Below are 11,631 nucleotides of genomic sequence, written 5' to 3'. Positions count from 1 at the left end.
GAGTCAGCGTGGACACCGCCTCAACCGCGTCCGTCGAGCGCTCGGCGATCCGCAAGGTCGCCGTCCGACTCGTGCCGTTCGTCGCCCTGATGTTCTTCATCAACTACCTGGACCGGACGGCGATCTCCTTCGCCGGGCCCAACGGGATGAACGACGACCTGGCCCTGACAGCGGCCCAGTTCGGCTTCGCCTCCGGCGTCTTCTTCATCGGCTACATCGTGTTGGAGGTCCCGAGCAACATCGCCCTGCACAAGGTGGGCGCGCGGCGCTGGCTCGCCCGCATCATGGTCAGCTGGGGCGTCGTCGCGCTGCTGTTCACCTGGGTGCAGAACGCCGAGCAGCTGTACGTGCTGCGGTTCCTGCTCGGTGTCGCCGAGGCGGGCTTCTTCCCCGGCGCGATCCTCTTCCTGAGCCTCTGGGTGCCGACCAAGCACCGCGGCAAGATCCTCGCCCTGTTCTACCTGGCCCAGCCGCTGACCACGGTCATCGGCGCGCCGCTGGCCGGAGCGCTCATCGAGCAGCACGGCGTGTTCTTCGGCCTGGAGGGCTGGCGCTTCATGTTCCTCTGCGTCGCGCTGCCCGCCGTCATCGTCGGCGTGATCACCTGGTTCTACCTGCCCGACCGGCCGGCCGACGCGAAGTGGCTGACCAAGGAGGAGCAGACGTGGCTGACCACCGCCCTCGACAAGGAAGCGAAGGCCAAGTCCGCCGGTGGTGACGGCCAGGGCCACAGCATGAAGGCGGCGTTCACCAACGGCCGGGTGTGGGTGCTGGCCGTCATCTACTTCGGCTTCATCTACGGCCTCTACGCCCTGGCGTTCTTCCTGCCCACCATCATCAGCGGGTTCGAGGAGCAGTTCGGCACGACCTTCGACGTCTTCCAGCGGGGCCTGATCACCGCGATCCCCTACCTGCCGGCGGCCGTCGTCCTCTACCTGTGGTCGCGGGACGCCACCAGGAGGGGCGTCCAGACCTGGCACATCGCGGTCCCCGCCGTCGTCGGTGGTCTGAGCATCCCGCTGGCGTTGTTCATGAACTCCCCGGCCGCCACCGTCGCGGTGATCACCGTCACCGCCTGCGCGATCTTCGCGGCGCTGCCGAACTTCTGGACCGTGCCCTCCCGGTTCCTCACCGGGGCGGCCGCGGCCGCCGGCATCGCGCTGATCAACACCCTGGGCAACATCGCGGGCTTCGCCGCCAGCTACGTGACCGGTTTCCTCAACGACCTCACCGGCTCGTACGTCGTCCCCATGTTCGTGGTCGGCGGGCTGATGGTGCTCTCCGGCGTGCTGATGGTGGCCCTGAGCAGGCGGGGCGCCGTGGACCCCGTGGTCGACGGAACCGTGGACGACGACGCCCCCACCTCGACCCGCGCCGGCGGGCACTGACCGACCCGAGCCGGGCGGGGCCGGCCACCGCCCGCCCGCCTCTCGTTCCCCGCGGTCCGGAGGCCGCCAGCAGATGACTCGACTGTTCAACGACCCGTCCGACTTCGCCGAGGAGTCCCTGGAGGGCTTCGTGGCCGCCCACCGCCGTTGGGTGCGCCGCGTCCCCGGCGGCGTCATCCGCGCCACCCCCCGGGTCCCGGGGAACGTGGCCGTCGTCGTCGGTGGCGGCTCCGGCCACTACCCGGCCTTCGCCGGGCTGGTGGGACAGGGCATGGCGCACGGCGCCGCCGTGGGCAACGTCTTCGCCTCCCCGTCCGCCCAGCAGGTGCACGCCGTGGCCAGGGCCGCCGACAGCGGCGGCGGGGTGCTGCTGTCCTTCGGCAACTACGCCGGGGACGTCCTGCACTTCGGCCAGGCCAGGCAGCGGCTGCTCGACGAGGGCATTCCCTGCGAGGCGGTACCGGTCACCGATGACGTCTCCAGCGCCCCGGCACGGGACCGGGACCGCCGACGTGGCGTCGCCGGCGACCTCGCCGTGTTCAAGGTCGCCTCGGCCGCGGCCGACGCCGGCCTCCCCCTCGCGGAGGTGGCCCGGCTGGCGCGGCTGGCCAACGACCGCACGCGGTCCTTCGGGGTGGCCTTCGACGGCTGCACCCTGCCCGGCTCCACCGAACCGCTGTTCACGGTTCCCGCCGGCCGGATGGCCGTCGGACTGGGCATCCACGGGGAACCAGGTATCGGCGAGCAGCCGATGCCGACCGCCGACGAACTCGCCGAACTGTTCGTCTCCACCCTGCTCGCCGAACTCCCCCCAGGCGTCGACACCCCCAGGGGACAGCGCGTCGGCGTCATCCTCTCCGGCCTGGGTTCGGTGAAGTACGAGGAGCTGTTCGTCGTCTACCGGCGGGTCGCCCAGCTGCTCGACCGGGCCGGCCTGGAGGTCGTCGACCCGGAGGTCGGCGAACTCGTCACCAGCTTCGACATGGCCGGAGCCTCCCTCACCCTGTTCTGGTTGACCGACGAGCTGGAACCGCTGTGGACGGCCCCGGCCGACAGCCCCGCCCACCGCAAGGGCTCGGTGCCCAGGGTCGAGGGCGCGGACGACGACGAGATCCCCGACCTGGCCCAGGACGTCGTCCCGCCCGCCAGCGAGGAGTCCCGGGCCTCGGCCCGCACCGCGCTGGCCGCCCTGGCCGCCGTGCGGGACACCGTCGAGGAACACGCCGAGGAGTTGGGGCGCATCGACGCGGTGGCCGGTGACGGGGACCACGGCATCGGGATGCGCCGGGGAGCGGCCGGTGGCCTGCGGGCGGCGGAGGAGGCCGCCGCGAGGGACGCGGGGGCCGGGACGCTGCTGGCCAGGGCGGCCGACGCCTGGGCCGACGAGGCCGGCGGCACCTCCGGCGCATTGTGGGGCGTGGCCCTGCGGTCGCTGGCCGCCGTGGTCGGCGACGAGCAGCGGCCCTCCGCGCAGGCGGTCGCCGCCGGGGTCCGCGCCGCGTCGGAGGACGTCATGCGCCTGGGCGGGGCGGTCGTCGGTGACAAGACGATGGTTGACGTCCTGGTGCCCTTCGCCGAGGCCCTGTCCAGCCGGGTCGAGGCCGGGGACGCCCTCGGTGCCGCGTGGGAGGCCGCCGCCGAGGCGGCCGGACGGGCGGCCGAGGGCACGGCCGACCTGGTCCCCCGGATGGGCCGGGCCCGGCCGCTGGCCGAACGCAGCGTGGGCACGCCCGACGCGGGCGCGGTGTCACTGGCCCTGATCGTGCGGGCCGTCCGCGACGTGCTCCCCGACTAGAGCCACCAGACGAGCCCGAGGAGCAGGAAGGAGACGCTGATGAGCGACAGGCTGCGGATCGTCGTCGGTTCCGACGACGCCGGCTACGAGTACAAGGAAGCGCTGCGGAAGGACCTGGAGGCCAACGACCTCGTCGCCTCCGTGCGGGACGTCGGCGTGGACGCCGACAGCCACACCCCCTACCCGAGCGTGGCGATCGCCGCCGCCGAACTGGTGGCCGCCGGGGAGGCCGACCGGGCCCTGCTGGTCTGCGGCACCGGGCTGGGCGTCGCGATCGCCGCGAACAAGGTGAAGGGCGTGCGGGCAGTGACCGCGCACGACAGCTTCTCCGTGGAACGGTCCGTGCTCAGCAACGACGCGCAGATCCTCACCTTCGGCCAACGGGTCGTCGGCCTGGAACTGGCGCGGCGACTGGCCAGGGAGTGGCTGACCTACCGCTTCGACCAGTCGTCCGCCTCGGCGGCGAAGGTCGCGGTGATCGGCGACTACGAGAACACCGGGACGGCCTGAGTGGACGCCAGCGCGGTCACGGTCGGGGTGAGCCTGAAGATGTACTTCGGGCAGGCCAGGACCCTGGACTGGAGCCGTCGGGTCGCCGACCTCGCCCGCACCCACCAGGCCGTGACCAGCGGTCTCGTCGAGATGTTCGCGCTGCCCGCCACCCCGCTGATCCCGCCCGTGCTGGCGGCCTTCGCCGGCACCGGGGTCGGCGTGGGCGCGCAGGACCTGTCCTGGGCCGACTCCGGCGCCTACACCGGCGAGACCAGCGGGACCTTGTTGCGGGAACTGGGCTGCCGCTACGCCGAGGTCGGACACGCCGAACGGCGGCGCCTGTTCGGCGAGGACGACCAGGTCGTCGCCGCCAAGACCGCCGCCGCCCTGCGCAACGGCCTGACCCCCGTGCTGTGCGTCGGGGAACCCGACAGGGTCTCCCCCGCCGAGGCCGCCCGCCGCTGCGTCACCGAACTGGGCGGGCTGCTCGCCGCCGCCGACCAGGACGGCGCACCGGGCCGGGTGGTGGTGGCCTACGAACCGCACTGGGCGATCGGAGCCCCCGAACCCGCCTCCACCGACCACATCGCGACGGTGTGCGCCGCCCTGCGCGAACGGCTCGCCGAGGACGCCTGCCGGGCCGGCAGCCGGGTGATCTACGGCGGCAGCGCCGGCCCCGGTCTGCTCACCGACCTCGGCACCGAGGTCGGCGGGCTGTTCCTCGGTCGCTTCGCCCACGACCCCGACGCCGTCGCCGCGATCCTCGACGAGGCCCTGGCCCTGCACGGCGCGGGGGCACGGGCCCGATGAGCACCAGCACGGCCCCGCCCGTGGAAAGGAGCACGCGATGGCGGTGGGACTGAGCACCTACGCCTACTTCTGGCGGCTGTCCGAGGCCGCGCCCACGCCGGTCACCCTCGCCGAGGCGGTGGCGGAGACCAGGGAACTGGGCGGCGACGTCTTCCAGATCTGCGACCACCCCCCGGTCGAGGGGCTGTCCCCCGGGCAGCTCACCGAGCTCCGCCGGGTCGCCGACGACCTCGGCGTCCGACTCGAACTGGGCACCCGGGGAGTCCGGCCGGAACACCTGCTGCGGTACCTGGACATCGCCGAGGCCCTCGGAGCGACCTTCGTGCGGTCCATGCTGAACACCGCCGACCACCGGCCGACCGTCGAGGAGGCGGTGGCCGCGCTGGGCTCGGCGCTCCCGGCCTTCGAGGAACGCGGCGTCACCCTCGGCCTGGAGACCTACGAACAGGTCTCGACGACCGACCTGCTGCGGGTGGTGGACGCGGTGGACAACCCCCGGCTGGGGGTGTGCCTGGACCCGGCCAACAGCGTCGCCCGCCTCGAACAGCCCACCGACGTCGTCGACCGCACCGCCGACCGGGTGGTGAACATCCACGTCAAGGACTTCACCTTCACCCGGTCACCGGGCTGGGTCGGTTTCTCCCTCACCGGCTGCCCGCTCGGCACCGGTCTCCTCGACTACCACCACATGATCGGCCGGGTCCGACCCGCCGAGAAGAACATCAACCAGATCGTCGAGCACTGGCTGCCGTGGCAGGGCACCTTCGAGGAGACGGCCCGGCTGGAGGACCAGTGGACGCGGCACAACATCGAATTCCTGAGGAGCGAGTGATGGCTACCGAGCAGCTGACCGTCGCGGTCATCGGCGCCGCCGGCAAGATGGGCCTGCGGGTCTCGGCGAACCTGGAGCGGAGCGACTTCCGCGTCCTCTACAGCGAGAACTCCCCGGCCGGGCGGGAACTGCTGGCCGGCAAGGGCCGCGAGGTCATCGACGGCGTCGACGCCGCGAAGGAGAGCGACGTCGTCATCCTGGCCGTGCCCGACATCGTCCTGGGCACGGTGTCCGAAGCGCTGGTGCCGGTGATGCGCCCCGGCGCGATCCTGCTGACCCTCGACCCGGCCGCCGCCTACGCCAAACTGCTGGCCCAGCGGGACGACCTGCACTACGCCGTGGCCCACCCCTGCCACCCCTCGGTGTTCCTGGAGCGCACCACCAAGGAGGAGTGGGCGGACACCTTCGGCGGCATCGCCGCCCCGCAGGAGGTCGTCGCGGCCATCGAGTCCGACGACACCGAACGTCGGGACGTCGCCGAGACGGTCATCCGCACCATGTACGCCCCGGTCGTGGACGTGCACTGGGTGACGGTGAAGCAGCTGGCCGTCCTCGAACCCACCCTGGTCGAGACCATCGCCTGCATGATCGGCTCCCTGCTCAAGGAGGCGTTGGAGGAGACGGTCACCACCGTCGGCGTCCCGGAGCCCGCCGCCAAGGCGATGCTCTACGGCCACACCCAGGTGGCGTTGGCGAACACCCTCAAGGGATCGAACCCGTTCTCCGAGGCCTGCCTGATCGCGATGGACTACGGCCGGGAGACCATCATCAAGGACGACTGGAAGAAGGTCTTCCAGGACGACGAGCTGGACAAGGTCATCGCCAGGATGCTGCGGATCAAGCAGATCAACCGCTGAGCCCGGCCCCCGCGCTCACCACGGGTCGACCGCTGCCCCCGGGTAGTCGATCGACGCGGCCAGCCGCCGTCCTCGTGGAGCCCCCGCGTCACCGCGGGGGCTCCACCGCGTCGTCAGGTCACCCGTTGTCCGGCAGGAGCACCGGCTGGTCCACCACCCACAGCCACGTCCCGTCCTCCTGGCGACGCGCGACCTCCACCGCCATCTCACCGGTGGTCAGCGTCGAGACCGTGAGCGCCAGATCCCCGCTCACCAGCGCGGGGTGTTGCCGGCCCGGCTCGAGCTCCGGGGCGGCCGCGACGAACCGCTCGTACACCTCGCGGATCTCCGCGTGCCCCTTCGAGACGTTGCCCGGCGGGAACGCCAGCACGGCATCCGGCTCGTACAACGCCACCAACCCGTCGACGTCCCCCACGTTGCCGCGCTCGATGAAGTACCTGCCCAGGTCGTTCGGTTCGGTGGCCACTGCCCTGCTTGTCATGGGAACAGCCTCGCAGCGAAACACGACACCTCCTGTCGTGCTTTCCAGTAGGTTTCCCGGGTGCGCGCCGACCGGTTGGTATCGCTGGTGCTGTTGCTGCGGCAACACGGCCGGCTGTCCGCGTCCGCGCTGGCCCGGGAACTCGAGGTGTCCACCCGCACCGTGCTGCGCGACGTCGAGGCGCTGTCCACCGCCGGGGTCCCGATCTACGCCGAACGCGGCCGGCACGGCGGTTTCGCCCTGCTGCCCGGTTTCCGGACCGAACTCACCGGGCTGAACCACGACGAGGCGCTCGCCCTGCTGGTCGTCGGATCGCGGCGCGGCGCGCAGGCCTTCGGCCTCGGGCCGGCGCTCGCCTCGGCGATGCGCAAGGTGGTCGACGCGCTCCCCGAGGGTTCCCGGGCCAGCGCGGCCGGAGCGGTCCAACGGCTGCTCGTCGACCCGGAGACCGATCTCCTCGAACGCCGGCTCGCCGCCGAGGAGGTGGTGCCCACCCCGGTGGTGGCCGAGGTCCGGCGGGCGGTGTTCGCCGGGAGCAGGCTGCGCATCCACTACGCGGCGGCGGAGCAGCCCCCGGCGTGGCGCACGGTGGACCCGATCGGCCTGGTCACCGCCCGGGACCAGGTGTACCTGCTGGCCACCAGGTCCGGCGCGGACCGCACCTACCGGCTGTCCCGGGTCCTGGCCGCCGAGGCGCTCCCCGAACCGGCGCGGCGACCGGACCGGGTCGACCTGGCCGGGGTCTGGCGGGAACGCGGCAGGCGGTTCCGCGCCGGCGGGCAGCAGATCACCGTGCTGGTACGGGTGGACCCGGCGCGGCGCGCCGAGTTGGTGGGCACCGCGGTGGCCGTCCACTCCGAGGACACCGGCCCGGACGGCTGGTCTCGACTGGAGGTGTCCTTCCAGGACGCCAGGCACGCCGAGTGGGCGTTGTGGCGGCTCGCCGCCGACGCGGAAGCCCTGGAGCCCCAGTGGTTGCGGACCTCCCTGCGCGACCGGGCCGCCACCCTCGCCGCCCGCTACGCCACGCCGTCCTGAGCCCCGCCGGCCGTGTCACCCGGACGTGGCCAACCCCCGCCGGTCAGCTCGAACGCCCCCACGACACCCGCCGACCACGACCCGGCGCCAGCGCATGGCGGAGCACGGCCCTTCCATCGGGCGACGCCGGCCCACCCGCCCTACCGTGGGCTCGGCGGCGCACAGCGGCGGAGGTGGGGTGGCGGATGGAAGCCGAGATCAGGCTGCGAGTCGACGGCACCACGCACACGCTGCGGGTGGACACCCGCACGTCCCTGCTGGACGCGCTCCGCGACCGGCTCGGGAACACCTCCCCCAAGAAGGGCTGCGACCACGGGCAGTGCGGTTCGTGCACCGTCCTGCTGGACGGCCGGCGGATCACCAGCTGTCTCGCCCTGGCGGTCTCGCACGACGGCGCCGAGGTCACCACCGCCGACGGCCTCGCCCCCGGCGACACGCTCCACCCCGTGCAGCGGGCCTTCCTCGACCAGGATGCCTTCCAGTGCGGCTACTGCACCCCCGGCCAGGTCTGCTCCGTCGTCGGCATGCTCGCCGAGGCCACGGACGGCCGTCCCAGCCACGTCACCGGCGAACTCACCGGCCCCGTCCAACTGACCGACGAGGAGATCCGGGAACGGCTCAGCGGGAACCTCTGCCGCTGCGGCGCCTACGTCAACATCGTCGCCGCCGTGCGCCAGACCCTGGCGGAGGAGGCTCCGTGATCCCCTTCGACTACCACCGGGCCACCGACGTCGAGGACGCCGTGCGCACCGCCACGTCCCGACCGGACGCCACCTACCTGGCCGGCGGCACCAACCTCGTCGACCACCTCCGGCTGGGCATCACCTCCCCCAGCCTGCTCGTCGACGTGTCCCGGCTCCCGTTCGACGACATCGACCCGCTGCCCGACGGCGGCGTCCGGGTGGGAGCCGGGGTCCGCAACAGCGACCTCGCCGCGCACCCCACCATCCGCCGCGACTACCCGATGCTGGCCGCCGCCCTCCTCGCCGGCGCGTCCTGGCAGCTGCGCAACCTCGCCACCACCGGAGGCAACCTGCTCCAGCGCACCCGCTGCGCCTACTTCCAGAACCCGGCGACCCCGTGCAACAAACGGGAACCGGGCTCCGGCTGTTCGGCGCTGGCCGGCTGGCAACGCCACCACGCCATCCTCGGCGCCTCCGAACACTGCGTCGCCGTCCACCCCTCGGACATGGCGGTGCCACTGGCCGCGCTGGACGCCACCGTCCGGCTCACCGGTGCCCACGGGGATCGGGGAGTCCCCCTCACCGCCTTCCACCGGCTCCCCGGCGACGAACCGCGGCGGGACACCGTCCTCGAACACGGCGAACTCATCACCGCCGTCGACCTGCCCCGGTTGCCGCCCACCACCCGGTCGGCCTACCGCAAGGTCCGCGACCGGGCCTCCTACGCGTTCGCGCTGGTCTCCGTCGCCGCCGCGCTGACGGTCACCGACGGCGTCGTCCGGGACGTGCGCATCGCCCTCGGCGGCGTGGCCCACAAACCGTGGCGGGCCACCCGCGCCGAGGAAACCCTCCGGGGCGCCGACGCACGGCCGGCGTCGTTCCGGGCCGCCGCCGAGGCCGAACTCGCCGAGGCCGAACCACTCCCGGGATCCGCGTTCAAGACGACGATGGCCCGCGAGGCGCTGGTCTCCGTGCTGACCGGCCTCGCCGAGGAGGGAGCGCGATGACCGGCACGCCCCCGCCGGCCCCCGCCGAGTCGGGGCGCCCCCGGGAACGGCTCGACGGCGCGGCGAAGGTGGCCGGCCGGGCCCCCTACGCCTACGAACAGCCTGTCGAGGACCCGCTGTTCCTGTTCCCGGTGCGGTCGACGATCGCCCGGGGCCGGGTGCGGTGGGTCGACACCGAGGAGGCGGAGGCCGTGCCCGGGGTGGTGGCGGTCCTCACCCACCTCAACGCGCCCCGGTTGGCTTCCCGGGACGACCTGGAACTGTGGGTGTTGCAGGACGACGAGGTGCGCCACCACGGCCAGTTCGTCGGGGCCGTCATCGCCGGGACACCCGAGGTGGCCAGGCACGCGGCAAGCCTCGTGAAGGTCGAGTACCAGCGGGAATGGCACGACGTGGTGCTCCGCGCCGACCACCCGGAACGCTACCGACCCGACCACGTCAACCCGAGCTTCGACACCGACACCTCGCACGGCGACGTCGACGGGGCGCTCGCCGACGCGGCCGCCACCGTCGACCAGACCTACCGGACACCCGTCCAGCACCACGTGCCGATGGAGCCGCACACCACCGTCGTCCGCTGGCCCGGCGCCGCCGACCTCGGCGCGGTCGCCATGTACGACTCCAACCAGGGGGTGTCCCCCATCCGGAAGGTCCTCGCCCCACTGCTCGACCTGGACCCCGAGCAGTTGTGGATCCACTCGCCGCACGTGGGTGGCGCGTTCGGCTCCAAGGCCTCCCCGAAGGCCCACCACGTGCTCACCGCGCTCGCCGCCCGCCTCGTCCCCGGACGCCCGGTGAAGTGCGCGCTCACCCGGCAGCAGATGTTCGGCAACGCCGGGCACCGCACCCCCACCATCCAACGGGTGCGGTTGGGCGCCGACCGGCGGGGACGGCTGACGGCCATCGCCCACGACGTCGTCGAACACACCGCGCGGTTCAAGGAGTTCGCGGAGCAGACCGCCGTCGCCACCCGCACCATGTACGCCGCCGAGCACCGCCGGACCACCCACCGCCTCGTCCCGCTCGACGTCCCGGCACCGGTGATCATGCGCGCACCCGGGGAGGCGCCGGGCATGTTCGCCCTGGAGTCCGCGATGGACGAACTGGCCGTCGCGTTGGGCATGGACCCCGTGGAACTGCGGATTCGCAACGAACCCGACGCCGACCCGGAGAGCGGACTGCCCTTCTCCACCCGCCACCTGGCGCGGTGCCTGCGGGAGGGCGCCACCCGGTTCGGCTGGGCCGACCGCCCGCCCGCCGGGCAGGGCCGCCGGGACGGCGACTGGCTGGTGGGTGTCGGGATGGCCGCCTCGACCTACCCGCTGTTCCCCCAGCAGGGGTCCAGTGCACGGATCCGCGCCCTGCCCGACGGCCGCCGGCAGGTGGAGATCGCCGCCTCCGACCTGGGCACCGGAACCTGGACCGCGTTGACCCAGATCGCGGCCGACGCGCTCGCGGTGCCGGCGGAGGCCGTCGACCTGGTCATCGGGGACAGCGCGCTGCCCGCGACCGTCGGCGCCGGCGGTTCCTCGGGGTTGAGCATCTGGGGCACCACCGTCGTCGCCGCCGCGCGGGCCTTCCGGGACCGGCACGGCGACGACCCGCCCGCCGGGGCGGAGGTGGTGGGGGAACTGCCGGAGAACACCGCCGTCGGCCGGTACGCGTTGCACGCCTTCGGCGCCCAGTTCGCGGAGGTGCGGGTCGACGCGGTCACCGGCGAGATCAGGGTTCCCCGGATGGTGGGGGTCTTCGACGTCGGACGGGTCATCAACCCGCGCACCGCCCGCTCCCAACTCATGGGCGGCATGACCATGGGGCTGTCCATGGCCCTGCACGAGGAGAGCGTGGTGGACCCCCGGTTCGGGCACGTGGTGAACGGCGACTACGCCGGCTACCACATCCCCACCAACGCCGACGTCGGCGACATCGACGTCAGCTGGCTGGACGAGCCCGACCCCCTGTACAACCCGATGGGCAGCAAGGGGATCGGCGAGATCGGCATCGTCGGCACCGCCGCCGCCGTCGCCAACGCCGTGTGGCACGCGACCGGGGTGCGGGTCCGGGACGTGCCCATCACCCCAGACCGCCTGCTCGGCCGCCACCGGTAGCCGCGCCGGGACCGAGCGCCCGCCCCCTGAGCGGGACCCGGTGGTCGCGCGACCACCGGCCTACCCGTCGGACCGCCCCACGCCACGCGGACGGATCGAGGACCTCATCCGGTCCCCTGGATCCCCGGCCGGACCACGCC

11 protein-coding genes are annotated in these 11,631 nt (G+C 73.1%); 10 read left to right on the top strand and 1 reads right to left on the bottom strand.

Annotated features, from left to right (window positions below; all coding sequences use genetic code 11):
* Window positions 1-8: 8 nt before the first annotated feature.
* From ACOJVX_RS07030 to ACOJVX_RS07005, 6 genes are all read left to right on the top strand, one after another.
* On the top strand, window positions 9-1,388 hold the full coding sequence (locus tag ACOJVX_RS07030; RefSeq protein ID WP_035275495.1) for an MFS transporter: 1,380 nt from the start codon (window positions 9-11) through the stop codon (window positions 1,386-1,388).
* A gap of 73 nt (window positions 1,389-1,461) precedes the next feature.
* Complete coding sequence (locus ACOJVX_RS07025; protein WP_103055579.1) at window positions 1,462-3,183, top strand: dihydroxyacetone kinase family protein; 1,722 nt, start codon at window positions 1,462-1,464, stop codon at window positions 3,181-3,183.
* A gap of 39 nt (window positions 3,184-3,222) precedes the next feature.
* A complete protein-coding gene (locus tag ACOJVX_RS07020) occupies window positions 3,223-3,693 on the top strand; it encodes a ribose-5-phosphate isomerase (RefSeq protein WP_026418416.1) in 471 nt (156 codons plus the stop codon).
* Window positions 3,694-4,485, top strand: a complete 792-nt coding sequence (locus tag ACOJVX_RS07015; RefSeq protein WP_026418415.1) for a triose-phosphate isomerase family protein — start codon at window positions 3,694-3,696, stop codon at window positions 4,483-4,485.
* Between the two features lie 37 nt (window positions 4,486-4,522).
* Entirely contained in the window at window positions 4,523-5,317 is a 795-nt protein-coding gene (locus ACOJVX_RS07010) for a sugar phosphate isomerase/epimerase family protein (protein ID WP_422647351.1), read from the top strand.
* Window positions 5,317-6,174 carry a phosphogluconate dehydrogenase C-terminal domain-containing protein gene (locus ACOJVX_RS07005; protein WP_026418413.1) on the top strand — a complete coding sequence of 286 codons (858 nt, stop codon included), beginning with the start codon at window positions 5,317-5,319 and terminating at the stop codon, window positions 6,172-6,174. The genes ACOJVX_RS07010 and ACOJVX_RS07005 overlap by 1 nt, the downstream gene beginning before the upstream one ends.
* A gap of 118 nt (window positions 6,175-6,292) precedes the next feature.
* Here ACOJVX_RS07005 and ACOJVX_RS07000 read toward each other — a convergent pair whose 3' ends face one another.
* Window positions 6,293-6,640 (bottom strand): YybH family protein, encoded by a 348-nt coding sequence (locus tag ACOJVX_RS07000; RefSeq protein WP_103055582.1) that lies wholly within the window; start codon window positions 6,638-6,640, stop codon window positions 6,293-6,295.
* A gap of 75 nt (window positions 6,641-6,715) precedes the next feature.
* On the opposite strand from ACOJVX_RS07000, the gene ACOJVX_RS06995 reads away from it, so the two are divergent.
* The 4 genes from ACOJVX_RS06995 (at window position 6,716) to ACOJVX_RS06980 (ending at window position 11,491) form a co-directional block, all read left to right on the top strand.
* Complete coding sequence (locus ACOJVX_RS06995; protein ID WP_418153972.1) at window positions 6,716-7,693, top strand: helix-turn-helix transcriptional regulator; 978 nt, start codon at window positions 6,716-6,718, stop codon at window positions 7,691-7,693.
* Between the two features lie 185 nt (window positions 7,694-7,878).
* Window positions 7,879-8,394: a 2Fe-2S iron-sulfur cluster-binding protein gene (locus ACOJVX_RS06990; RefSeq protein WP_026418410.1), complete on the top strand. Its 516-nt coding sequence runs from the start codon at window positions 7,879-7,881 to the stop codon at window positions 8,392-8,394.
* Window positions 8,391-9,383, top strand: coding sequence for an FAD binding domain-containing protein (locus ACOJVX_RS06985; protein ID WP_026418409.1), 993 nt, complete (start codon window positions 8,391-8,393; stop codon window positions 9,381-9,383). The genes ACOJVX_RS06990 and ACOJVX_RS06985 overlap by 4 nt, the downstream gene beginning before the upstream one ends.
* Entirely contained in the window at window positions 9,380-11,491 is a 2,112-nt protein-coding gene (locus ACOJVX_RS06980) for a xanthine dehydrogenase family protein molybdopterin-binding subunit (protein WP_422647350.1), read from the top strand. Before ACOJVX_RS06985 ends, ACOJVX_RS06980 begins: the two co-directional genes overlap by 4 nt.
* Window positions 11,492-11,631: the final 140 nt, after the last annotated feature.

The organism is Actinoalloteichus caeruleus, assembly GCF_049311605.1.
Classification (GTDB): domain Bacteria; phylum Actinomycetota; class Actinomycetes; order Mycobacteriales; family Pseudonocardiaceae; genus Actinoalloteichus_B; species Actinoalloteichus_B caeruleus.
Note: the sequence above shows the minus strand (reverse complement) of the source record. Positions and strands in the feature narration are given on the sequence as shown.